The following is a 25,530-nucleotide window of genomic DNA, read 5'->3' as shown; positions in this document are numbered from 1 at the left end:
AATTTGTCTTAATTGCTCCTTTGCAATAGCCATAATAATAGGCTCCTCTCTGATAAGAATATTCATATTTAATTCTTACCAGATTGGAACCATTTATTACCAAAGACACAAAATTTATGACACTACCCAGATCTACAATCTGCTGCTTGAATTCAGGGGTATAGGATTTTTGATTTTTTGCCATGATTGAACACTCCTTTATTATATTATAGAATGTTCAACTTTCCGTGTCCATAGTTATATACTAACACCAAATTTTATCATGGTCATAGCCATAACTCTTACGGTCATACAGTTTTGATGTTCCTTGTGCTGCTCTTTGACGGATGCCCCACTTGATATTATCACTTCGAGCTTCATTCTCCGCTTGAGCCAAAGACTCGATAATAGAAATCATCAGCGAACTTTCTACATCTTTTGTATCCAAGCTTTCTTGTTCAAATATCACTCGGACTTCGTATTCTTTCATCAAATTCAAAGCTTTTAATGTGTCAACGGTATCTCTTCCAAAACGGCTAACGCTTTTTGTAATGACAATATCAAGCTTTTTATTTTTACAATCCTCAAGCATTCGCTCAAAATTTGCTCTTGGTGATTTTTTCTTTGCTGATGCGATGTCAACATAGCAATCTACCAATCTCCACTCGTCAACGGTAGATACCAATCTGGTAAGAGCAGAAATCTGGTTTGTAAGGCTATTCAGTTGTTCTGTATCATTTGTACTTACTCTGCAATAGATTCCAACTTTCTTCTGTCTGAAGGAACGAACTGCAGGTATGTAATTCACCTTCTTCTCCATCTCTGCTCCTCTCAGGCTAATCATCATATTGGTATATAATCCATATGATAATTAGCCTAAATTTCTTGTCAACAATCCTATCTCCACAACCTACCCATTTTCATACTGTCAACTCAACCCTAAGGCATTTTAACCGTGGATATGTTTGGTTTTAGGCAGTTCTACGGGATTTTTGAATTTCTTATTTTTCTTTGGAATCTTGAAAATCCCTTTATTTCAAGTCTTTTTAAGTGCTTACTTCTCAACCTTTGACATCAATACAACCGTCTCAACGTGTGTTGTCACTAACAAAGGAACACACTTCCTTAACCTCGTTTGTGATATGGGAACACAATTCTTTAGCTTTATCCACCGCACCATTCGTCTTGCCAAAACGCTCTTTGGCATTTCCAATTTCATTTTTCATTCCTGTTTTATATATGAAAGTTAACATATAGGGATCTTTATTTCCATCTTCATCTATTCCGCCGACTATAACCTTTTCGATTATACTCTCGAATATTCCTCTGTCAAACTCCTCCAGCACTTCATTTTTTGATAATGCCTTTTTAAAATCTGACAATCTCCGTTGTAAAGAATTTTCATCTATTATTTCTCCTTCAAGCATCTTAAGTTGAGCTTTCGCATTAGAAAGTTTTCTTTCCAGCCCCACATCAGTTTCTTCATAAATATCCTGTGTCACAACTCCATTCAAAAACTTATCTAATAGCATTTTACGCTTCGCCTGGATATTGTCCACACTTTTTTGTTGCTTTGCAATTTTATCTTCCAGAGAGTTTTCATTTAAAGTTCTCTCTATCCTTTTAAGAAATTCTTCCAAGACATCTCTATTGTCTACACATAACATCCGATATGATTCGACAAATGCTTCTTCTATAACCTGCTCTGGAATCCCTTTACTGTCAGGGCAGAATCTCTTTCCTTCTTTAGTAGACTTTACACATTGCCAGATGGTTTTCTTATACTTTGAACTGCTATGCCATCGCCTGCGTGATAGGCTCGCTCCACAGAAGCCACATTCCAACATACAACTAAATGCAAACTGTCTGCTGAATTTTTCTCTTTTTCCAACGGTTGCTGATTTTCGATTACCATTTCTACGACTTCGTATTTCCTGCGCTCTAGCAAATGTTTCTTCTGATATGATAGGCTCATGGTGATCACGAATATAAAATCGGTCCTCTTCACCTAAGTTTTCTAATCTTCGTTTTGAAATCGGGTCTACGGTAAAAGTCTTACCTAGTAAAATATCCCCTTTGTATTTCTCATTATTGATAATGCCCATAACACTTGATGATACCCAAGAATTACCCTTAATAGTCAAATGCCCCTGTTCATTCAGTTCTCTGGCAATCATCGTACTTCCAGCGCCCGCTACATACCTATCAAATATATAGCGCACCACCTTTGCACCTTCTTCGTTGATTGAGAGTGTTTTGGTTATCACATCATAATCATATCCGAGACATCCCTGAAAGCCAACCAACTCTCCACGCTTCATTTTCATCTTTAAGCCTTTTTTTACATATGCTGAAGTATTTTCCACTTCTTGCTGTGCCACTGAACTTAATATGGTCATCAAAAATTCCCCATCCTTCATGGTATTAATTTTCTCGACCTCAAAATAAACTGCAATGCCTCTCTCTTTTAACATCCTCACATATTTCAACGTGTCCAGCGTATTTCTCGCAAATCGTGGGATGCTCTTAGCAATAACCATATCTATATTACCCGACAAACATTCCTGAATCAATCTCTGGAACTCTTCCCTCTTATCCGTCTTAGTTCCTGTTATGGCTCTATCTGCAAACACGCCTGCAAAAATCCATTCCCTATTGTTCTTTATTAAGTCTGTATAATACGTAACCATAGAATTATAACTTTTTATCTGATCTTCATCATCTGTGCTTACACGACAATATGCTGCTACTCGTAGGCGTTCAATTTTTCTGCCCTTTGAGGAACTGTCAAATGGATCATTTGCTTTGATTACTTCTATTTCCACTTTATCCCCTCCTCTTTATTGTGTTCCTTTCGTAGTGTTGATATTATCATTATAATGCAATACACGTATTCCGTCAAGCAGTTATATTGGATATAACACCATAATCTTTCATTAGTCTTTTCTCAATCATAGCGTATTCTGTATTGTTGATTAACTTTAATGAAAGTAATTGTTTTAACATTGATAACTGCATACTATATCTCAATAATTTCTTTCCTTCCATAATAATACCCTTTCGCTATTTAAAAAAATAATCCTGCAGACAGCCTCGGAATATGGCCTCATTGGTATCTCACCATCTTTTCAGACCGGAGCAGCTACCTCCGGAAGTATCATTATCAGAAGCAGTATCATCGCCACAGAGTTCCCGATTCTCTGGCTGCAACCAGATATATTCCGCTCGTACCTTTACTTCAATGCCGTACAGAGCATTTCATCGTTTACAATGTGGGAAACTTTGCGACACGATGTCGCAAAGTTCCACACACAGGCAGTCATGGCGTATCTGTTGCAAGGCTCCACTGTTTCATATGTCCTGCAGGATAAATATTCATTTGTCAAGGTGCAAATTACGCCAACAGCCATAGACGGATAGAAAGGGTATCCCGTCCACAGTTACTTAGCGTACAATCTTGAATTTCAATATCTTAGTAATCAGCTTCGTTTCCAAACGTCTCCGCAATGTCTCATCCACGCAGTAATGTACATTCCCATATTCGTCATACATTCGTCTGGTAGACAGGTTTGCTATGTATCCTTTATAGTGGTCAAGCACTTCGTTGATTGATAACGTATCTCCTTCGGATGCCGCCTTAATAATATGAAATGGTAGCAAACCGCTTTCACACGTATGGTTATTTCCGTTTCTCATTTACGTTTCCCTCCAGAATTTCTTTTAATTGTTCCAGTGAACGTCTGCGGTGTTCATGGACTGTACTGCGCACCAGCTTCATTTTTCTGGCAATCTCCGCATCACTCATATCCATGAAATACGACAATAAAACTACATTTCTCCGTTTTTCAGTAAGTATCTCCAATGCCTCCGCAATCAGGCTGTCTCTGACTTCTATATCGTAGCCAAGCACCTTATACCATTGGCTGTCCAACTCATATTCGTCCACTGTGGACAGTTTGCCAAGTTCACTATCTGACAGCTCTGACAGCATCACCTCGTGATTCTGTCTATAAACCATATGCCGACAATAATCTGCGGCTTCGCCCTCTAAAGCCAGCTTACATACCCGGTCAAATTGATTCCGTACTGTCATCTCATCATAGGAAGAGGATTCCCTCATATCGAGTTCACCTCCTTCCCGTTCCACAAAGGCATGAGTGAAATTATTGTTCCCCTTTCACTCTTAGTCCCGAATGGGAATACCCGAATGTTCGGGTCTGGAAGAAAACTTTTTAAAAAATGTTTGAATTCAACTAATTTTTCTGTTTTATTGCAATCTATCTTTCTTTACCTCCGATTTGAATTTCAAAAAAATCAAATCGAAGTATGGCGGTGCTCTGATTGTTGCCTTCCTGTATTGTTCATATATTATTTTGTTGAATTTTGTCGCAAAAAAAAGTGTCATAACTCCGTCAAGAGTTATAACACCATATTGAATTTCAAATATATTTTTAGTTTTTCTTAAGTTTTCAGGCAAATATACTGCTCCTTTGTTTTTTCAAGGTTCTCCTTGGAATGCAACGAAAGCAGTATATTAGGTGCAACTATTATTGCACTGCCAAATACCAGGCAAATGACAACCTCTTTTAAAAATATGAAAAGACAGACCTAACTGACCAAAATAGCTAAGTCTGTCTATTTTACAACTAATTTAAATTGTTATCTCACATTTCGGGTACTTCTATCTATATCCCTCCCTAGACCTCATTTTATTTTATCTCAATTAATTAAAACATACCGAGGTTATCCCAAAGCTTCTCGTATCTTCTTAAGTTCGTTCCTAATATCAATATGCTGTGGGCAAACCTTTTCACACTTACCGCATTCGATGCACTCTTCTGCACTGTTAAGTCCATGTCCGGCTACTAACCACTGCTCCTGATTCTTAGCTGCTTCCCTTACATTAAACAAAGTCAAATAATTCATGGCCGTAAAAGAGCCTGAAATACCAATATGCATTGGACAGACCTTTGCACAATAATTACATGTTGTGCATTGAATTAGCGGAATTTGATTCAATGCTCTACGTGCATCCTCCAGAATCCTTTTCTCCCTAACAGAAAGCGGTTGAAAGCCTTTCATATAAGACAAGTTATCCTTCATCTGCCCGATATTACTCATTCCTGATAGAACTGTAATAACCCCCTCCAAACTTGCCGCAAACCGAATGGCCCATGATGCATTTGAAGCCTCTGGATTAGCTTTTTTGAATATATCTTCAACTATAGCTGGCGGTGTCGCAAGCATTCCACCTTTCACTGGTTCCATAATAACTATAGGTTTTTTATATTTGCGGACGATTTCGTAGCACTCCCTTGACTGTACCGCCGGACTTTCCCAATCTGCATAATTAATCTGTAACTGAACAAATTCGACTTCCGGATGTTCAATTAAAATTTTCTCTAATTCTTTTGGTGTTGAGTGAAAAGAAAATCCAACATGTTTAATTTTTCCCTCTTTCTTTTGCTCCTGTACAAATCCCCACATATCAAAATCATCAAAGAATTTTGTTCTTCCTTCTCCCAGATTATGTAACAGATAAAAATCAAAATAACCTGCCCTGGTCTGCTCCAAAGATTCAGTAAACTGCCTAATCGCATCTTCTCTATTCCTGCATTGTATCCAAGCCGAATTCTTAGTAGCTAATTGATAGTTTTCTCTCGGATAACGCTCTACTAATGCCTGGCGAATAGCATCCTCACTTCCCGTATACGCCCACGCAGTGTCAAAGTATGTAAACCCTGCTTCCAGATACATATCAACCATAGACTTAACCTGATCAATATCAATAACTCCCTCCTTTTGAGGAAGTCTCATAAAGCCAAATCCTAATTTTTTTATATCCTTTCCTAAATATTCCATCTCCACATTCCACTCATTTCACTCCTATATCTTTAAGCAATTTCTTGTTCCTTCCGGAATATCAATTAAATATGAAAATGCTGCATCTAGTGCTTTACTCCACGTATAGATATCATGATTTCCCTCCGTTTCCATATATGTAACTGGCACCTTGCTGTTCCTCAATTCCTCCACAAATTTTTTATCCTGTTGATAAACAATAAAATCATCTTTCCCACAAAATAGGAATATATCTTGACAGAACTCCTTGCTCGTGTACTGTTCTAAAAGGTTATACCCCAAATTATCATACATTCTTTTATTTCCAAATAATCTGTTAAAAAGTTTCTCTGAAAATCCAGAAACCGGATTACAAACCATAACATCATATGGATCTACACATGGTGAAAGTGCAACAACCTTTGAGAAAGTTTCATGATATCTTGCTCCATTATATAAAGCCCCATAACCTCCCATTGATATTCCGCCAAGAAATGTATCCTCTCTCCTGTGAGACAGGGGAAGCAATTTTCTCGTCACCTCTATAAGTTCCTCACCTATAAACTTACTATAATTTAGGTTATAGTCTGGCTGATCTATATAAAAGGCATTTTCACCATTGACAATTACAATCGCAATCCCTTTTAATTCACTTTGGCTCCTTAACTCTAAATATTGTAAAATTTCAGTGCTGTCCGCTCCATACCCCGGCAAAAAGTAAAGTGTTTTATAAGGTGTTGGTATTTCCATCCCTGCCATACAGTCAGTAGGTAATATTACCTCTGCTGATACTCCTCTTACCAATTCTTTCGATTTGAAGTTTAAACTAATATATGCCATTTTTGTCTCCCTTGCTTTAAAATGATATTTTGTATTCTAATGTTTTCAAATCAGCTTCTAACTTGGCCGATTCCTTTCCATTCGTCCATAAAAACCAGATTTTACTTTTTTCACATTTCACTTTAAAATCTGCACCATCCGCAAAAGCTTTGCAGTTATTCCGCATTCTGAGTAACTCTATTTGTTTCTGAACAATCGGTAATTTAATACGTTTCGTTATCTCGGCAATTGATAGATTTGTTCTGTTAATTTCTTTGTGCCCGCCCTCACCAGACCGCCGAACCGCTTCATAATCATTTTTCCCTGCAAACAAATCCAGGTACCAGACCTGAGGAGTACCTGGCATAAACATTTGAATTGCCCTTGCAAGCAACATCTTCTTTTCATCTTCTCCAAGCGCACTATAATAAGTGGCATTAACTTGATAATAAATATTCTTTTTTCCATGAAGATTCTTTACATACCCACCGCGCTTGACTACTACGTCTATCAACTGTTGAATTCTTTCATCTGGGAGCATTCCTTTCAAATCAAGAAGCGGAATCCCGTCATGGCACCCTAGCATATTTACCGTTTGTATTTGATTTTGCCACAGCTCCACTGCCCACGAAACCAGCATATTACCGCTTTTATTCTCCAAAGCATCGATAATCAGCCCAGGCAAAAAGAAATCATACGTCATATAGCCTTTTTCCGATAAAGTCCTATACGTCTTTTCATCATAACTCGCATGTATTTCCGGCAGCAGCTGCAAACGGTATTTATCCGCCATTTCCTGTACCTTTTCTAATAATTCCCACGTTCCAGGCTCATTCAGAAAATTCTTTGCGCCCACCTCCTTTGGTGCATATGCGAAAGCATCCAATCTGATAATCTTAGCGCCATAATCCGCCAAAGTATGAAGAACCTCATCATAATATTCCCACACAAGCGGTGAGTTAATATTCAAATCCATTTGCCCCAGATATTGCCTCCCCTCATCAACCACTTCTTGATAAAAAGTGTTCCAGTAAGGGATCTTTGTACCATCTGGCATGGGAACCATAAGAATTGGTAGTCCTGGTTTCCGAAAGAACATATCTTTTATCAAATCTGTATTTGGCTGAATGTATCCATCCTTGGTCATTGATCCATGACCTGCCCAAAATGTATTCCAGTTTATAAAAAAATCCTTATACTTGGACAATTGTCCATTCTTTAAAATGTCCTGGAACTGTTTTGACTGAATGGATAAGTGATTTAATACAAAATCCAGCTTCAGGGTCATTCCTGTGTCCTTAATCATATTCAACGCTTCTTTAGTGGCAAGTTCTGGATTTAAGTCATAACTAATAATCGAGAATCCCCTATCCAAATCTGAGACAAACAAGCTGGGCAATATATAGAAAGTAGAAAAGACTCCTTTAAATTCTTCTCTATTTAATATATCCGCTATATCTTGCAAAGTTCCGCCGATACTATCGGGATAAGCATTTAAAATAACATTACACGCCATCATCTTCCCCCTTTTATACTCTGTTATATACTAACTGCAGCCCATTTTTTTTCACACACATCCCTTGGCTAAGCCCATCATCTACATAAATTCCTTTATATTTTCCCGAAATAATATTGTCACACAAATCCAAATACCGTTCAAAAATGTCCGCCTTAACCGGCACTTGATGATGAGATGGTAAAATCTGATAACCGTCATGCTGTTTGTAAAACACTTGCATCTTAGTGATAGAATCTCTGTATCCACTGACACTGGAAGAATGTTCAAAACCAAGCAGCACTCCCTCTTCACATAGCATATCCCCCGGAAAAAATGTTTTTGTCTGCTCATCCCACAGGCAGATACTCCCTATTGTATGCCCCGGTGTTTTTAAGTATAAAACTTTGCGGTTTCCCAGTTCAAAATACCCTTTCTCTGGCAAAGGCAGTGGGTTAAATTTCTTAACATGTATGCTTTGTTCTGCCTCTTTCCTAATCTTTGCATTTCCAAAGAGTGTATTGATTGCAGGAACTGCTTTTTCATAATGGTTCAGCATTTCTTTTAATATCTCATAATCAGAGTGTAGTTTTGCAGTTTCCCAGTCCTCTTTCGACATATAAATTTTATCAAACTCACTATTACCGCCGATATGGTCAAAATGTCCATGCGTATTTACTACTTCCACAGGCAACTCCGTTACACTTTGTACGTATTCACGTGCATGAGTGTTTGAAAAACCTGTATCAATAAGCAATGCTTTTTCGCCACCAATAATTAGATACATATACACATCCGCCAGTCCAAGCCAATAATATTTAATCTGATAAATCCCCTCTGAAATCTGTACAATTTCATTTTTACTCATAATCTTTGGCCTTCCCTTCTATCTTAATACCCATCCCCTATTCCATAATCTGTAAATATGTAGAATAAGGCACAATTTTTCCTGATTTAGTTACTATAATTTTCGCTTTGTGCGCCTGACTTTTTAATTTTCCCTGCTCAATTTCCAATACCATAGAAGTAAATGGACTGTCTACAGAACCGTCGCGATTTCTTGCTTTACGATGATCTAGCGTTTCCTTAGGGGTACTGTTTAATAGGATTGCTACATCTATTCCTGTCAAATAATCGCTATTGCCATGTGTCCATTCCAGCATTAGAATACAAGTATCAGAAAAATCCACTTCCTCAAACCACAGTTCATCTTTACTTCTCCCCATACGCTTCAATTTTATTTTTGATTTTCCTGATTTAAAGGAATCAATAATCTGATTAACCATTCTAAAATCAATCTCCTGATCTGTACCGAGGTAATTAACTAATGCTTCCCTTCCTCCCTTTTCAAAAACCTTAAGCCGTTCGTTGTCATTTTCCGACGGTATGCGATATGGATAATTGTCTCCTGACATGGTATAGCTTTTCAGCCCTTCATTGCAAAGCATATATGAAAGAAGTGATGCTGTCTCCGATTTTCCTACGCCAGATCCTCCACATACTGAAACTACAATTTTTTCTTTTCCCTCTTCTTTCAGACCTCGAATATGTTCCATCAACTTAGGCATAATCACATTCGCCTTTTTAACATGGCTTTCTTCAATTTTAATCACATCTCCTGGCATGTCACCATGCGGAATATTACTATAATCCATAATTATCTCTCCTTATAATACAAGTTTTGTATGTACCTTATAGGGTATACCCCAAAAGGCATACCATAACCCATGCCTTGTTACGTACTCATCCTATGGAACAAGATATGAATATGCTTCACCTGTTGGTATATATATAACCTTTAACGATGTTCCTGCTAATTGCTGTATCCAATTCGTCGCCTCTTTCATACCTAATTCTTCAAGAGAAAAATGACCAATAGGAAAGCAGGATTTCCCTCTTCCTAAAAAAGAGGCATCTCTTATATAAGAAAGGATTGTCCACTCAACGATTTCACCTGGAATAAGCGCATCCATCTTTTCCGTTTCCATCACATGCATCAGATCCATACAGTAATCATGGTAGAATCCATCATGCCCTACCCCATCCATATAAAATGCATTTGGATACAAGTGTGCGGCAATTAATATTCTCTTTACCTCATCATCATCTTTTCCAATATATCTCGTTCCCTTTAAGCCAATTCTATTTGCCAGGTACATGCTCAGCTTACGGACTGTTGTTGGTTTTGGCAACTCAACCCTATAAGTGAGCGGTAATTTTATTTTGCCTTCTATTTGATGCTCTTTCCATCCCAATTGCTTAATAACCCCTGAGAATATACTGTCCGGCTTGTGTGCATGCATATGGTCATGATCTCTCCAGACCGTCATATGATATTCTTCCAGCAACTTTTGTTTTTCCTCATAGACTGTATTTTGAAAGGAACCCCTCCACTCAGAATAATCCGGTGTCTGATAAAATATGGGTTCGTGAGTTATTAAAAGATTGCAACCGCACCTGTGGGCTTTCTCAATTACTTCGGCTGAAGGCACAAGCGCTACAGCTATTCCCTTACACTCTTCTTCCGGTGACCCAGATTTATAAGTGTCACATCCAGAATAATCAGGCAACGCTGGATGATACTTAATAATCTTTTCAATTATCTCTCGGTTTTTCATTGTTTTCACCTTTGGCAATGTTTATATTTTTCTTTCTGTCCATTAGTTCTTTCTGAATTTGTGGATAAATCTTATCTAATTTATAAAAGTACATAAGTATACTTGCAGCTAATACTGCAATCAATGGAATAATTGTAAATGCCACATTGACAGCACTTATCGCTGATGCACTCTGATGAACTGCTGTTGCATCATATCCTCCGGCACTAATGATCCACCCTACTAAAGCACCTGCAAGACCATTGGAAATTTTAGTTACAATTGTAAGTGCAGCCATTCCAATCCCTTCTGCCTTAAATCCGGTTTTCCACTCGCCATAGTCTATCGTGTCGGCAGCTATCCCATACAGACAAGCACCCGCAAGACCACCACCAATCCCTTTTAAAACACTGCATACTGTAATTACGTTTAAAGAAGACGGCACAATCATCTGTAAAACACATGCTATTAGCATTATAATTGAACCTATCAGCACCGTGTTTCGTTTTCCGAATTTTTTCATTGGAATGAATGCTAAAAATAAAACTGCAAGCTGTGTAATTGTCATTGCATTCATAAATACAGCGTAACTTCCCTCATTCCCTAGAACTGCTTTTGCATAATATATTCCTGATGAACCAGTTATCGTTGTAAAAATAAGTGCTGCAAAGCTAAAAGCAATTGCTATTAACCAATATCGATTCATTAAAACGGACTTAAACTCAGTTTTTATGTCTACCTTATGTTTTTCTCCCGGATTAATATCAGATAAAGTACGCTCTTTCGTTAGCAAAAAACATACCAAATGTAAACATAATCCCAGTACTGCATATATACTGACTACGATCTGCCACGCACGTTGATCTCCGCCTAATGCAGCAGTCGCTTTAATTACTGTTGATTGTACTATCAAAGTGCCAAGTGTAGCACCAACCATTACAAATACGCCTAAAAGCCCTCTTTCATATGGCTTCGTTGTCATATTACAGGTCATTGTATTATATGGCACATAAAGCGCAGTAAGAAAAATTGTATTGAATAAATTATATGTTAAAAATACATACACATATTGAATTACTTCGGTTGCACTACCCGGTACACATACAAGCAATATTCCACTAATTGCAAATGGAATACACGTTCTCAAAATCCATACTCGTGCCCTGCCATATTTTGTAAATGTCCTGTCAACAATCATCCCCATTATAAGATCTGTAACACCGTCAAACACACGTGACACTAATAAAATAGTACCAATAATGGCAGGATTTAACACCATTACATCTGTATAAAAGAACATCAGGAAAGTGGCAACAATTGTATTAACCAATGCGGTTCCCACATTTCCAAACATATATGCCCCTCTTTCGATGACACCAAGACTTGTATCTGGTTCGAGCGAATTCGTAAATAATTTCATTTTATAATCCTCTTTTCTTTCCACTGTTTTTATAGATGGTTTGTTTAAACATCTTTCAAAAATTCCTTGATAATGCTTTCATATCTTTCATAGTCACAAATACTATATGCATGTTCTCTTCCCGGAAATATCTCCAATCTGGATTTTGAATTCCTACAAGCCGCATAAATTTCTTCCGCATCAGCTACCGGAACTGCTGTATCCGCATCACCGTGGATGATGCAAATCGGGACATCTGAATTCCCGACGCTTTCAACGGGATTTGTATTTTCAATATGTAAGCCTAGTTTATGTGCCTTTTGTAGTATTCCCCTTTTCATGAACGGATTTGGAATAGGCATCATACTGTGAAGGACATATAACGCCCCCTCTAATGCCCTTGCCGGTCCACAGTCCTCTATTAGATAATCAATTTTATCAGTCAGTGCCAATGCATTCATCCCGCTCATGGCCCCCATTGAGACACCATGAACAATAATCTTAGAATCATCGCCTCTTTTCTTCTTTATCCATTCAATTAAAGCTACAATATCTTTTGCTTCCAACTCACTAAAACCGCCATGTTCCGCCTGACTTACTCCAAAACACCTTTCATCAAAAAGTAAAACATCCATCCCCATTTTTCGGAATATTTCAGCATAAGCTACTGATTGATATCTGTTCTGTCCAAATCCATGTGCCATAATTGCACATGCTTTCGCATTTTGCACCGGATGAAACTGAGCCGGGATACCTGTTCCATAATTGTCAAGTACAAATTCCTCTTTCTCCCAACTTTCAAAAGCGTCATAATCTGCTCCCGAATACATCGTATGCTTACTCGCGAATTCTCTTACTAAATTAGCGACTATCTGCTCCCTAGTTGGACGAAATTTCTGTGGTGGCTCAAAAAGAAGCATTCCGCAAAACCTGGCTAACATATATGATAGTATGGTGTACAAAAGAATTGCCGCTATAATCACAATAACTAATGCTGCCATCCTAAACCCCCTTAAAGATCATCTGTGCAAAATCATTCAAGCAATGGCGCCATACATTCCATTCATGCCGACCCTGATATATTTTCCTGACAAAAGGTATTTCATATTTTGTAAGAAGTTCATCGTCACTTTTGAAATGTTCGAGGTAAATATCCTTGTCTCCTATTGCCCTGAAAAATAATTTGTTGTTTTGCATAAATGCTTTTAAGTTCTCTTCCTTTATGTGTTCAGTTGTTCCGGTAAGTAAATCCTGTACAAACCCACTGAACACACCAACATAATCAAACATATCTGAATGTGTCATAGTAATCATAGAAGTCTGTAAACTCCCCATAGACAGCCCAGCCATAGCACGCTGTTTCTTATCAGCTATTGTCCTGTAATTTGAATCAATATATGGAATCACTTCCTTCAGTAAAAACTGTCCAAATTTTGAAATAATTAAATCTATCCCCTTTTCATTTTCGTCATAGTACATACCATTGCACATAACAACAATAGATGGAACGGCTTTCCCCTTTGCAATTAATTCATCATATATAAAATTTACTTTTCCCTGATGATACCAGACAAGTTCATTTTCCCCATGACCATGCTGAAGATAGAGAACAGGGAATCTTTTTTCTTCTTCTGCCAAATACGTTGGTGGCAAATACACCGCGATCCTTTCCTGCCGATTTGTCACATCGCTATTAATATACTCTATATTCAATGTACCCCGCCGCACAATATTCTCTGATAGTACAAGCTCCCCATCTGGGATATCTATATAATTTAGAGCCCTGTTGCCAGAATAACCGATTGGTAGATACGGAGAAATTGTTTCATTTTCATCTACAAACAGGGATACTCCAACCAATCCTTTTCCAATATCATATGCCCCCTTAAAAAATTCCCCCTCTTTGTTTAATTTGAAATCACATCCAAAAATTGTCTTCATCTCAACTTTAGATGCCTTGGGATAATACAGACAAAAATTAACTCTGCCATCTTCTAGGATTTCATAAGTCTCTGGAAAAAATTGATTGACATCTCGATGAATTAGTAATGTGTCATCTGGTACTCCATATTTTATTTTTGTATTTGACAAAATGCTGGTTTCATATAAACGGTTCATCTTTATTACATTCCTCACTTTTCATGTTCTATTATTAGAATCAGTCTCCCACTTACTTTGATTACTGAATTCCTTATCTATTCACACGTGTAATTCGTATCGCCTCCTGTTCCACATTGTTCCATTATTTTCTTTTGAAGATTAGTTCTGTTCCATATTTTGAGTATACACATCCGACATTATCATTGCAATATATTTGCATTTATTTCAGCATTTACGACAACACTCTTGTATTTTTCTAATAAATGTGCATAAAAAAAAGATGGAACATTATTTTGTTGTTCCACCTTTTTCAACTTTTACAGGGATAAAATATTTTTTTTCAACTTTTTCTCCAGTAGTTCTTTTCTGAATCAGTTCTGCACAAGTTCTTGCAATCTGTGCCACATCCTGCTTTATTGTTGTGATTTTAGGTATACTTAATTTTAAAATATCATTTCCATCATATCCAACAATTTTAAGATTTCGAGGCACATCTATATTTAATTGCCTTGCATTTTCCAGATAACAATACGCTGTTATATCATCTGCAAAAACCCCATCTACACCATAATACAATTCCATATATTGCTTTACAACTTCTTCTACTACTAGCAAAGATACATTCGCTGCCGGATACTCTGCCACAGTAACATTTACCCCTCGTTTTTCCAAATATTTTCTACATTCCTCTATTCGGTAATCTGCATACACCCTTGTTATATGTTTTGCTGTTATAATAAGTACATTCATACAACGATTTTTATATAATATTTCGCCAGCTTTCCTTCCACCTTGTTTATGCTCTGATGCCACGAAAGGAATTATCTCACCAAGTAAACGTTCAAAACTTATAACAGGCAATTTTTCTAAACGCTTCAATTCCTCTGGCGAAACATCAGCATTCATAATAATTCCCTGAATGATTCCCTTTTCTGCCAGCTCTATAACCTCCAAAACACGTCCTTGTATCCCTAATGTATTACATATTAATGTCTTATATCCCGTCTTTGCAAGCTCTATCTCCACATATTTTACGAAATTTCCATAAAAAGGCATTGAAATATCCGGCACAATAACACCAATTATTTTTTCTGTTAATATGTTATTCTTTCTTTTCCTTTCGGGAATTTTATAACCTAATTCTTCTGCCGCTGAAAGAATTTCTCTTTTTTTAGTTTCTGCCACATATCCTGTTCCATTTAAAGCCCTGGATACTGTTCCGATTCCTGCATTAGCCTTCTTTGCCACCTCACGGATTGTAGTCATATCTTTCACTCTTCCCATCCTGTATTCTATATAAAATAACATACCTGCCATTACCAACAACATAATAAATTCGTTGCCTGTTTTTTAGTATAACATATCCAACTTATTTATCACATACCAATTTTCCGGCAAAAAAGGGACTTAAAAAGGATAACTGTGCTAGCAATTGAATGGTTTTCTCTGTTCTCTCAGTGCCATTGCCCATTAAACCAGTCAATCGTAGAAGGGCCATAGGGAAATTTAGTCACACTTCTATTCTGCTTCATTACTATTCTCACAAAACAAATACATTAATTATTTCTTTCCCAAGCTGAAGAATAAAACGGCTTCTATTAATAGAAGCCGTTCTACTCTTTCAGAGCAAGATTCGCCCAAGTAACTCAAAACTCACTTCGTGAACTTTGCTTACTGGTCAATCTTGATGGGGATTCCGTTTCCCCATACCCTCGGCAGCCGCACACTTATAACTGTACGGTATTGGCTCCTATTACATAGTCGCAGCGTGGCAGTTACCGCCACGGGAAAGGAAAAGGTCATGGCAAGACCAAAAAAAGAGAAAGAATTGAAACGCCGGCACAATATCATGCTCCGTCTCAATGAGACAGAATACGCAATCATATCAGAAAATGCAAAACTCGCAAATCTTCCGGTTGCCGAATATGCCCGGAAGTCACTGATGAATAAACGTATCTCTATAAAATATGAGGTTGTGGCAGATGTGCCGGAACTTAAAAAACTGATTGGTGAATTTGGCAAAATAGGCAGCAATTTGAATCAGATTGCCCGCCACTTTAATACTGGCGGTATTCATTCCCAGGAAATGCGGAAAGCAATCAACCAATGCATTGTAGAAATTTATGAGATGAAATTTATCGTCTTAAAGATGGCGGGGGATTTTCATGGCAATTCTGAAACACATAGCAAGTAAAAATGCAGATTATGGAGAACCGCAACGATATCTCCTGTTTCAGCATGACGAATTTACTGGAAAACCCATTTTAGATGCAAATGGTAAAATGATGCTGCGTGAAGAATATTATATGGACGGAATCAACTGTGATCCTTTCACATTTGATACGGAGTGCAAGGAACTGAATAACCAGTACCGCAAAAACCAAAATTACAATGACATCAAAACCCATCATTACATTATCAGCTTTGACCCAAAGGATTGTGAAAATAATGGTTTGACGGGAGAACGTGCCCAAAAGTTAGGGCTGGAATATGCAAAGCAGAATTTTCCCGGACACCAGGCTCTTGTCTGTACCCACACAGACGGTTACAACGAAAGCGGCAATATTCATGTGCATATTGTAATTAACAGTCTGCGTAAATTCGATGTGGAGCATCAGGTGTTCATGGAACGTCCTTGTGATTCCCGTGCCGGCAATAAACATCACCTGACAAATAACTACCTGAATTACTTAAAGCAGTCCGTTATGGATATGTGCCAGCGAGAAAAACTTCATCAGGTTGATTTACTTTCCCCGGCAAAGAAGAAAATCACAGAACAGGAATACCATGCAAACCGCCGTGGACAAAAACAGATGGATGAACGTAACAAAGTAATGCAGGCAGACAATATATTACCACGGCAAACAAAATTCCAGACACAGAAAGAATATTTAAGACTCTCCATTGAAGAGGCTGCAGCATCTGCCTGCAGTCTGGAAGAATTTCAGAAGATACTTTTAGAGCAGTTTAGCATTACTTTAAAAATCAGCCGTGGCAGAATTAGTTATCTCCATCCGGAACGAACTAAACCAATTACAGGCAAAAGCCTGGGAACACAATACGAAAAATCCCATCTTCTGAATATGTTCAGGGAAAATGCTGCCCGTCCGGAAAACCAGATTTTTATGAAAGCAGATTTACGCCTTATAATAGATCTGCAGCAATGTATGAAAGCGCAGCAAAACAAAGCCTATGCAAGAAAGGTTAAACTTTCCAATTTGAAAGAAATGGCCAGGACAGTTGCCTATATCCAGGAACATGGCTTTGATACTTTAGAATCCCTTGACGCTGCGCTGGTCAAAGCAAAAGAAGATACTGTTGCTTTAAGAAAAGAATTAAAGGATACCGGCAATGCACTCAGGGATATAAACGAACAAATCCACTATACTGGGCAATACCTGGCTCATAAGTCTATCTATTCTCAATTTTGTGAAAGCAAAAATAAGGGAAAATTCCAGCAGGAACATTCCACTGAACTTACACTTTATAAAACAGCCTTGAAATACCTGAAAGACAAATCCGGCAATGATAAGCTGCCCTCAATGAAATTATTAAAAGCGAAGAAACAAGACCTGCTTAAATTGCAGCATGAACAACAGGAAAGATACCACAACTGTCGTGACATCCAGAAAGAATTAAGTACCGTATCTTCTAACATTCACACAATCTTAGGAGACTCACAAATACATTCGGCGCAGAAACAAAAGCGCCCGGATATATCGTAAGAACCAAACAGAACCAGAGCATTTCCTTTATGGATAGCTCTGGTTCTGTCTTTTAGTAAAACTCTATTTCTTTATCATCCAAATACAGATGAAATTGCTCCTGGTCATTTTTTATATCATATTCATCGTTATATTCCAGTGGTGCATATCGAATATGGCAGACAGGCTCCTTCTCACGAATGTCATCTTCCCATAAGTATACGTTAATCTCCAGTCTCCTCGGATACCCATTCACATCAGTAGAAAACATAATAGAATGAAATGCATTGTCCTGGCACATATGAATAACTTTTCTGGCAAAGGCTTCTTTATCTGGAATTGTGTCACTATTTGCAACCACAGTCAAATGATGATCTTGATTGGTGGATGTACTGCTGACTGCATCCGGCACTCCCAACATTTCTTTATTCACATTTTTAGGCTTTTCAGAAAATTTAAGCAAAAATATAAGCATAACAAAAAACAACGCTACACACCATATCCGGTACTTTCCCCTTACTATCTTCATAGCAAATCCTCCCTCTTCATAACGGTATGCCGTTAATTTATCATGTTTTACTTTGCGAGTCAACCGTACACCATTAACCTTGTTTTTCAAAAAAACCTATACTCGTATTAACCGTACAAAGTTAAGGAGAAAATCATGACTTATTCTGATGCGATTATTAAACGCCTTACGCAGCTATGTAAGGAAAGAGGAATTACGGTCAATAAACTTGCCACTCTATCCGGCATTACCCAATCAACCGTGGATAACCTAATGAAAGGCAAGACCAGAAATCCAAAATTAAAAACCCTGCATAAATTGGCAGTCGGGCTGGAAATGACGGTATCTGAATTACTAGATTTTCCAGAAATGAATTTTACTGCATTTGATGATGAATAATACAAACATACCATAAGGAGGTTCTCCATGACCTATTCCGATGTCATTATTTTAAGGCTTACCAGATTATGTGAAGAAAAAAATATCACTATAAATAAACTCGCCACTTTATCCGGCATCACGCAGTCTACCGTTGAAAATATCATGTCAGGCAAAACAAAAAATCCCAAACTGAAAACCCTGCACAAGCTGGCTCTCGGTCTGGGAATGACAGTTTCTCAATTATTAGACTTTCCTGAGATGAATGAAACAATATTTGAGGACGAATGATTACCCATATTTTTCATATAATATTACTGAACCATATAGTAACCGTAGGATTTTATGGGCATCGGGGTTTTGGACGCCTATTGACATTTCTATGAAGTTTTGCTATATTGAGTTCAGTGATCGTGTTGCGGAAACTTGCGAAGCCCGTGACCGGGGGAGAACTTTCGAGTCTCTCCCCTTTTTTTATTAAGGAGAAAACAGTATGGCACAGCAAAAGATATTTTCAACCTTTTCAGAGCAGGTTGAATGGCTACAGAAAGAAAAGCATTTGATTATCTCGGACAAAGCATACGCCGAAGATGTTTTAAAACGGATTGGGTATTTCCCTTTGATGGGCGGATACAAACATTTATTTCGTATGCCTCTGACAAAGAAATATAAAGAGGGTACTACTTTTGAAGAAATAGTTGCTCTCTATGAATTTGATTCAGAGTTAAGGGAACTGTTTTTCAAATATCTGCTGCAGATAGAGCGTCACCTGCGTTCCCTCATGTCTTATTACTTTTGTGAGAAATACGGGGAATCGCAAAGTGCCTACCTGGATATAAATAATTTCAACAACACCCGCCGCACGTACAAAACAGTATTAAGGCTGATTTCCACTCTGCAGCGGGCAGTAACAACTACTGATTACGTTTATATTAACTATTATCGGAATACATATGGGAATATTCCTCTTTGGGTACTGATCAATGTACTGACTTTTGGGAACCTATCAAAAATGTACCAGGTTTTCCCACAGTCTCTTCAATCCAAAATATGTAAGAATTTTGGGAGCATCAACCAACGGCAAATGGAGCAGTTCCTGTCTGTCTTAACTAAATTCAGGAATGTATGCGCTCATGGGGAACGGCTTTTTACATACCGGACAATGGACAACATTTCTGATTTGCCGTTACACAAAAAATTGTCCATACCTATGAAGGGAATCCAATATCAATACGGAAAAAAAGACCTTTTTGCGGTTGTAATAGCTTTCCGTTATCTGATCCCGGCTAAAGATTTTCTGGCTTTTAAAAAGAAATTATCAAGGCTGATAGATAATGCCTCAACGAGCCTGACACATATGGATGATTCTGAATTACTTGAGCGGATGGGGTTTCCTCCAAACTGGAAAGACATTACCCGTTACCGTTTATCCTAATAAAAACAGGAAGATGCTGCTTATTTAAAGCACACACCTTCCTGTTTTTTTACTCTTTTCTACGTTCCATATCCTCCGCCACTGACCTGTCAGGTATTGGCTGATTACTCCGTTTTGCTATCTCCCTTTGCTTTTGGTGCAGCTTTGCAAGTACAGAACTCCTTTCCTTTTTCGGTGCGGTATTATTATTCCGACCGTCTATCATATTATAATTCTGCTCCTCACTCATTTCTGCACTCCGCAGATATTCACCGTTTTCCATATATTTTTGCCAATTTTCAAGAGATGGTTTCTGAGCGGGGATTGGTGGAACTGGTATTGGCTCCTGTGGATGCACATAGTCTTTTAATTGCTGTTTCGTATAATCATCAAATCCATTCCGGTTATCGTCTGCCACGACTTTGCCATCCGCATCCAAGACCACATAAGCGGCATCTGCCCCATAACTTTCATGTTCCATGAGGAAAAATTCCCTGCCCTCAATAATGATCGTATCCAGAACAAGCCAGCTTCCTGCTTTTCCCTCAATATGAAAGTTTGTAGTTTCAAAGTTTAGAAGCGCTCCTGAAGAACCATTACGGATAAACCCGGTAATGACTTTAAATCCCTCTTTTTCAACATAATAAGCGGTTACCTCTCCCTCATGGTTTAACACAAGCACATCGCTGACGCTGATGGAATGACCTCTAAAGTTTTTTGGCAGTTTCTGTTTTAGGCGTAACCTTATGCTCCCTGGCGTGTCCTCACGCTGCATCCTGCTGATATAGACCAGTTCATAATGTTCATAGCGTACTTGAACCCCACTTTTTTGCAGAGTTTCATAAGCACGAAAGCGCATTTGTCTTGTCTGAGGAATATTCTTCATCTGATAGACTGCAAATTGATTTATGTCCATGTTTCCCTCATTGGCTCCTCCTCATATATTTCTAAATCTAACTGCTGAAACTCCTGGTCTGATATACGCTTTAATTTCTGCAAAGTGCCATCTACCAAGGAAAACATTTCTTCATCCTCAGTCAAGTATGACAATACATTCTTTATTGCGCTTATTGTCTGCTGGCGATTCTCTTTTTGAAACATCTCCATTATGTAATATTCATCCTGTTCAAATATCTCCATCATAATTCTGCTTCCCCTTTCTTGTGTGCCTGTGAAGTCTGCTCCTGCTTTGGTTGTTCCTGTGCCTTTAGCTTTTCCTTACGCTTCCGAAGCGCACTTAATACAGACTGCTTTTTACTCATAACTTCTGGTTCACCTTTATCCAGTTCTAATACTTTTCCCGTTGTTTCTTCCTCTTTCTCCTGAATATACAGTTTCTCCGGCTCTTTTGCAGACTGTTCTTCCTGTACATTTTCCCACCCGGATAGTACAGCCTCCATATCCGCTATGGCTTTCTGAACTAAATGGCTTTCCCTGTAATGGGGAATATCATTAATAATATCCTTACTTATTTTTCCACCAACCATCAGGTCAAAATTACCATCATAAATGCTGCCGTCCTTTAGGCAGAAACCGATTCCTTTAATTCCGTTTATCCGCTCTGCCGGAATTTTCTCATATAACTTCACAGCCTCTTGAAATGTCAGATTTTCATGATAATCCCCCAAAATAGGAAACTCCATACACTCTGCCACGTAGAAAGAAATCTCAGGGTCTGGCAGGATAACTACCATTTTTCCCGTTATCCGTCCTAGCAAGTCAGCCGCATCTTTCACGATTGGTTCATCTGCCTTATGTTCATGAATCAGAGATTCCAAATGACTGACATATTGATCCGTATCCTTTCTGGCAAGGGCATTATAAATAATGTCGTGAGCCTGGTATATTGGTTCTGGCTCAAATTCAGCTTCTCCATTCCAGAAATCCAATAAATCTTCCCCATAGTCCATGCCAAACCTTATAATATCAGTTGTCAGATTTCGCATTTCCTGCATATCCAAATATTTTTCCGCATCAGTCAGATACTCTTCCAGTGTTCCGGTCTTTTCCAGGGATATAGGGTTGATATCAACCGGCAACCCTGCTATCTTAAGTCCATCTTCATGCAGCCTGCTAAAAAAATCATCTTCGCGTATTCCACCACTGTATGATAGCACAACGTCAATATCCGAATTTTCCGTATAAAGCCCAGTTCTGGTGCGGCTCCCATACACCCTTGCCCCTAGTATTTCAACCTCATCCGTTAAGCCCAAAGCATCAATCTCTGCCTGGGCATAGCAAAGCACAGTTTCCTCAATCCCGGCAGGGGTTTGTCCATTTAAGGATGCTTCTGGTGCTGTCCTGTCTGAAATCAGGGGGATTTTTTTTCGCTCCGCTTCCATATCAGAAGCAGTTCTGTCCGCCATCTCTTTCAGCTTCCGGAAATCTGCCTGCTCGGTTTCTTGTATTTTTTCCTGCAGGTATGATATATCCACTTCCCGGCATTGTTCCAAATAAAAGCCCTCATCCTCCAAAACATCCTCTAAAGCCTCCTGGAAGGACAACTTTGAATTATCAAGGATTCCACCATCCAATTCACGAAAATCCTCGTCATAATAGGTATAATCATACCCATCCTCCGTTGTCTGTATAAATAAGTATCTGTCCTCTATTTGATAGGCTCGCTCGTCATCCTGGCTCGCTGATTCTGTCTCCAGGATATTGTTCTGCATGGGCTTCAAGAACTGTTCCTGTATCCCCGACCTGGCAAGACCTATAAAGCCGTCCAGCACTGCCGGATGGCTGTCCACAATATAATCTGCATTTATATTGATTCCCCTGCTGATATTTTCCGGTATGACAACCCCCTCTGCCCATGCCTTATTTTCTCTGGAAAAACGCCCATCACTCATATTCTGTTGTATGGTATTAGCAAGAATGAATGTGACACGTTCTGCCCCATACTTTTCAAGAACCGGAACAGCGGCACTATGTTCAAGATGCATACCGTCAAAATGTTCCCGTATGGCACTCTCGATTGCCTTTTTACAATCCAGATTCAGTTTTCTGGAATCCAGATACTCATCGACTGCACTATGTTCCATTGCATAAGTAAGCGGATGCATATAAACAGGCGGATAGCTTTTTGTCTCTTGTGTAATAACTTGTTCTGATGCAATGCCCAATTCTAATTCTCTCTCCCGGACAAAATCTGGAAGTTCCTCAAATCCAAAGCTGTCCACATAGTATGATTTTACTTCTCCATCCTTTCTCGTCACAATCACATCACTAACAGATAAAGAATGCCCCACGAAATCTTCCGGATGGTTTACATTAAATTTATAAAACAGAGAATCTAACGATTCCTGATCTGACAGGACATCACCATATATGAATTGATAATCTGTACCTTTCACCTCCATGCCATGCTCTCTGACGAACTCAAAATTCATAAAGCGATACTCATTTCCGCTGTCACCTTTCAACTGATAAATTCCATAACGATTCCCAGTACCATTAAAAAGCAAATTTTCCTGTCCATGTTCGGATTCCTGATACATTTTATTGTCACTTTCTACTTCTTTTTCTTTACTTACAGCTTCCATTATCCGGTAACTTTCCCAGGCTCTTGTTTCTATACCGAACATCCCGCCATCTGCCAGGATATCCTCTTCCGTATTCATTAGAGTACGGCTACCATCTTTATGAAGGCTGTATATGTGTTCTCCTGCCTGATGCAGTTCCACAGCCCGCTCTGCCGTAAGTGGCAGCACTGCTTCATCGTAGTAGCCAAATTGATGCATTTCAGATAACCCTATCATGCCATCCGGTAAGGCATCAATTTGTTCCTGTGCTTCCTGCCGTATCTGGTAGGCTTCCCGTATACCATCGTTCTCTATCACATCTTTCAAATCTTCGATTAATGCCTTTGTTTCCTTGATATCATCAAACTTAAAGGCATAATTCACAATCAGGTTCCGATCTTCATCACTAAATATCGTTCTGCCATACTCTGCACGGTGTATTAACAATTCTGCCTGTTTCATTGTAGAAAGCGTTGATACGTCAGAACCCCCGGCATCATAATCGTATGCCACATCATAAAAATTTACTGGATATTCCACAGTCAAACTGCCTGTATCATGCCAGGGATACAGCCTTACTCCTTGCCCATCCAGAAATGTCTCCACTGTCATTTCATTGCTTTGTGAATATAATTCATGATAGGATTTTAATTGCACCAACAGCTCACCCTTCTCCATGTTTTCAACAATAAAATACGTGGTGAAACCAGTGGACGGAAAAGATGTTACGAGTATCAAATCATTTTCTTCCAAATGTTCTTTTTCCGGTTGGTTTTGCATCAGCTCCTGCAGAACCTTCGTCATATGTTCTATAAATTCCCCTGCCGTTTTCCGGATGGTATCCATTGACAGACGCAGTTCTTTCATATCTATGCTGCTGCTCCATCCTGCAATATAGGGAAAGGAGTAATCGGAAGTATCCAGACCAAAATACTGGCAGACAGTGTAAGCCACACTCTCAGCCTCAACTTCACGGGTCATTTGCCCCTTTTTCTCCCCTAATTCTTCCATAAGCTCCCGGTCATGGAGTTTTGCATGGGTGACTTCATGGACAGCCGTTTTCATGGTCTGGCTTTCACTCATGCCTTCCCGGATCACAATTTCTTTTTTCTCATTGTCATAATAGCCCTTTGCCTCACTTTCAATTTCATCGAACCGGACAGGCACCGGAGAAACTGCCTCAATCGCTTTCATAAATTGGGCAAAGTTTTCTACACTTCCCATTAACTCCGGTGTGGCTAGTTCTGGCAGTGGATCTCCATCTGTCTGTGATACATCAAATACACTTGTGATACGAAAACGTGGAATCACCACTTCCAATTCTTCTGTTTCCTGCTGCCCATCCGGACGCAGAACCGGCTCTTGTGTCACCGGATCAATCTTTTCCATCTCCTGCTTTTCTCGTATTGGCACTGGTGCAATAATCTGGATTGCCTTTTCCCCACGTTTTACATGTCGGTTAAATTTTTTCTGCCATGCCTGGTATCCTGCTACCAGAGTGGCATCCGGTTTCTGCATAGCAATCAGTACCGTATTGTTAAAGCTGTAATTATGGAACTGTGACATCGCTTTTAGATAGTCTGTGTACATCTCCGAAGTAAACAGCTCTTTCACACCCTTTTCCAGTTTCTCCGTTATATCCTTCATCTGCTGGTCATGTTTGCCCGCCATATATAATTCCCTCCTTCAAATTGCCTGCTTCTTTTGCAGCATAAGACTTTCCCTATTTCAAAAATCCCGCCACTGGCTGTCCGCCATGACGGGATTTTAGG

At 38.8% G+C, this 25,530-nt stretch carries 25 protein-coding genes; 5 read left to right on the top strand and 20 right to left on the bottom strand.

What is annotated here, in order from left to right; genetic code table 11:
- From BN3456_RS07755 to BN3456_RS07675, 16 genes are all read right to left on the bottom strand, one after another.
- Window positions 1–184, bottom strand: a 184-nt coding sequence (locus BN3456_RS07755; protein WP_141654505.1) for a hypothetical protein, incomplete at its 3' end; no start/stop codon positions are given.
- Between the two features lie 60 nt (window positions 185–244).
- Window positions 245–826: a recombinase family protein gene (locus BN3456_RS07750; RefSeq protein ID WP_242862832.1), complete on the bottom strand. Its 582-nt coding sequence runs from the start codon at window positions 824–826 to the stop codon at window positions 245–247.
- Window positions 827–1,067: 241 nt separating this feature from the next.
- Entirely contained in the window at window positions 1,068–2,804 is a 1,737-nt protein-coding gene (locus tag BN3456_RS07745; RefSeq protein ID WP_089983564.1) for a recombinase family protein, read from the bottom strand.
- Between the two features lie 73 nt (window positions 2,805–2,877).
- Window positions 2,878–3,027 carry an SHOCT domain-containing protein gene (locus BN3456_RS16275; RefSeq protein WP_089983563.1) on the bottom strand — a complete coding sequence of 50 codons (150 nt, stop codon included), beginning with the start codon at window positions 3,025–3,027 and terminating at the stop codon, window positions 2,878–2,880.
- Between the two features lie 396 nt (window positions 3,028–3,423).
- On the bottom strand, window positions 3,424–3,675 hold the full coding sequence (locus BN3456_RS07735) for a helix-turn-helix domain-containing protein (RefSeq protein ID WP_089983562.1): 252 nt from the start codon (window positions 3,673–3,675) through the stop codon (window positions 3,424–3,426).
- On the bottom strand, window positions 3,659–4,099 hold the full coding sequence (locus tag BN3456_RS07730) for a sigma factor-like helix-turn-helix DNA-binding protein (RefSeq protein ID WP_089983561.1): 441 nt from the start codon (window positions 4,097–4,099) through the stop codon (window positions 3,659–3,661). The genes BN3456_RS07735 and BN3456_RS07730 overlap by 17 nt, the downstream gene beginning before the upstream one ends.
- Window positions 4,100–4,722: 623 nt before the next feature.
- Window positions 4,723–5,841, bottom strand: coding sequence for an aldo/keto reductase (locus tag BN3456_RS07720; protein ID WP_089983569.1), 1,119 nt, complete (start codon window positions 5,839–5,841; stop codon window positions 4,723–4,725).
- Between the two features lie 24 nt (window positions 5,842–5,865).
- Window positions 5,866–6,660: an alpha/beta hydrolase gene (locus BN3456_RS07715; RefSeq protein ID WP_089983559.1), complete on the bottom strand. Its 795-nt coding sequence runs from the start codon at window positions 6,658–6,660 to the stop codon at window positions 5,866–5,868.
- Between the two features lie 16 nt (window positions 6,661–6,676).
- A complete protein-coding gene (gene gtfA / locus BN3456_RS07710) occupies window positions 6,677–8,158 on the bottom strand; it encodes a sucrose phosphorylase (protein WP_242862831.1) in 1,482 nt (493 codons plus the stop codon).
- Window positions 8,159–8,168: 10 nt separating this feature from the next.
- Window positions 8,169–9,002 carry an MBL fold metallo-hydrolase gene (locus tag BN3456_RS07705; protein ID WP_089983557.1) on the bottom strand — a complete coding sequence of 278 codons (834 nt, stop codon included), beginning with the start codon at window positions 9,000–9,002 and terminating at the stop codon, window positions 8,169–8,171.
- A 37-nt stretch (window positions 9,003–9,039) separates the two neighbouring features.
- Window positions 9,040–9,789, bottom strand: coding sequence for an adenylylsulfate kinase (locus BN3456_RS07700; RefSeq protein WP_089983556.1), 750 nt, complete (start codon window positions 9,787–9,789; stop codon window positions 9,040–9,042).
- 93 nt (window positions 9,790–9,882) lie between these two features.
- Window positions 9,883–10,761, bottom strand: a complete 879-nt coding sequence (locus BN3456_RS07695; protein ID WP_242862836.1) for a Nif3-like dinuclear metal center hexameric protein — start codon at window positions 10,759–10,761, stop codon at window positions 9,883–9,885.
- A complete protein-coding gene (locus BN3456_RS07690) occupies window positions 10,730–12,151 on the bottom strand; it encodes an MFS transporter (RefSeq protein ID WP_089983554.1) in 1,422 nt (473 codons plus the stop codon). The genes BN3456_RS07695 and BN3456_RS07690 overlap by 32 nt, the downstream gene beginning before the upstream one ends.
- Before the next feature lie 44 nt (window positions 12,152–12,195).
- Window positions 12,196–13,131: an alpha/beta hydrolase gene (locus tag BN3456_RS07685; RefSeq protein ID WP_089983553.1), complete on the bottom strand. Its 936-nt coding sequence runs from the start codon at window positions 13,129–13,131 to the stop codon at window positions 12,196–12,198.
- A 1-nt stretch (window position 13,132) separates the two neighbouring features.
- Complete coding sequence (locus tag BN3456_RS07680) at window positions 13,133–14,248, bottom strand: alpha/beta hydrolase-fold protein (protein WP_089983552.1); 1,116 nt, start codon at window positions 14,246–14,248, stop codon at window positions 13,133–13,135.
- A 270-nt stretch (window positions 14,249–14,518) separates the two neighbouring features.
- Complete coding sequence (locus BN3456_RS07675; protein ID WP_242862835.1) at window positions 14,519–15,496, bottom strand: substrate-binding domain-containing protein; 978 nt, start codon at window positions 15,494–15,496, stop codon at window positions 14,519–14,521.
- A gap of 535 nt (window positions 15,497–16,031) precedes the next feature.
- Between BN3456_RS07675 and mobC the strand changes: the two genes are divergently transcribed.
- Both mobC and BN3456_RS07665 read left to right on the top strand, forming a co-directional pair.
- Window positions 16,032–16,424 (top strand): plasmid mobilization protein, encoded by a 393-nt coding sequence (gene mobC / locus BN3456_RS07670; protein WP_089983550.1) that lies wholly within the window; start codon window positions 16,032–16,034, stop codon window positions 16,422–16,424.
- Window positions 16,396–17,955, top strand: a complete 1,560-nt coding sequence (locus BN3456_RS07665; protein WP_089983549.1) for a relaxase/mobilization nuclease domain-containing protein — start codon at window positions 16,396–16,398, stop codon at window positions 17,953–17,955. The genes mobC and BN3456_RS07665 overlap by 29 nt, the downstream gene beginning before the upstream one ends.
- 52 nt (window positions 17,956–18,007) lie before the next feature.
- Here BN3456_RS07665 and BN3456_RS07660 read toward each other — a convergent pair whose 3' ends face one another.
- On the bottom strand, window positions 18,008–18,463 hold the full coding sequence (locus BN3456_RS07660; protein WP_089983548.1) for a hypothetical protein: 456 nt from the start codon (window positions 18,461–18,463) through the stop codon (window positions 18,008–18,010).
- Window positions 18,464–18,598: 135 nt separating this feature from the next.
- On the opposite strand from BN3456_RS07660, the gene BN3456_RS07655 reads away from it, so the two are divergent.
- The 3 genes from BN3456_RS07655 to BN3456_RS07645 all read left to right on the top strand — a co-directional run bounded on the left by BN3456_RS07655 (window position 18,599) and on the right by BN3456_RS07645 (window position 20,255).
- The gene (locus BN3456_RS07655; RefSeq protein ID WP_089983547.1) at window positions 18,599–18,841 is read left to right on the top strand and encodes a helix-turn-helix domain-containing protein; all 243 of its coding nucleotides are present in this window, start codon (window positions 18,599–18,601) and stop codon (window positions 18,839–18,841) included.
- A 27-nt stretch (window positions 18,842–18,868) separates the two neighbouring features.
- A complete protein-coding gene (locus BN3456_RS07650; protein WP_089983546.1) occupies window positions 18,869–19,111 on the top strand; it encodes a helix-turn-helix domain-containing protein in 243 nt (80 codons plus the stop codon).
- 202 nt (window positions 19,112–19,313) lie between these two features.
- Complete coding sequence (locus BN3456_RS07645; protein ID WP_089983545.1) at window positions 19,314–20,255, top strand: Abi family protein; 942 nt, start codon at window positions 19,314–19,316, stop codon at window positions 20,253–20,255.
- A 49-nt stretch (window positions 20,256–20,304) separates the two neighbouring features.
- On the opposite strand, the gene BN3456_RS07640 is transcribed toward BN3456_RS07645, so the two are convergent.
- From BN3456_RS07640 to BN3456_RS07630, 3 genes are read right to left on the bottom strand one after another with little or no spacing between them, the layout of a single operon-like run.
- Window positions 20,305–21,150, bottom strand: a complete 846-nt coding sequence (locus BN3456_RS07640; protein ID WP_089983544.1) for a YodL domain-containing protein — start codon at window positions 21,148–21,150, stop codon at window positions 20,305–20,307.
- Window positions 21,141–21,377 (bottom strand): transposon-transfer assisting family protein, encoded by a 237-nt coding sequence (locus tag BN3456_RS07635; RefSeq protein WP_089983543.1) that lies wholly within the window; start codon window positions 21,375–21,377, stop codon window positions 21,141–21,143. The genes BN3456_RS07640 and BN3456_RS07635 overlap by 10 nt, the downstream gene beginning before the upstream one ends.
- Window positions 21,374–25,429: a DUF3849 domain-containing protein gene (locus BN3456_RS07630; RefSeq protein WP_089983542.1), complete on the bottom strand. Its 4,056-nt coding sequence runs from the start codon at window positions 25,427–25,429 to the stop codon at window positions 21,374–21,376. Before BN3456_RS07630 ends, BN3456_RS07635 begins: the two co-directional genes overlap by 4 nt.
- Between the last annotated feature and the right edge of the window lie 101 nt (window positions 25,430–25,530).

The sequence above is a fragment of the Clostridium sp. C105KSO13 genome (assembly GCF_001517425.1).
Lineage (GTDB): Bacteria > Bacillota > Clostridia > Lachnospirales > Lachnospiraceae > Muricomes.
This window is presented reverse-complemented; position numbering and strand designations above follow the sequence as displayed.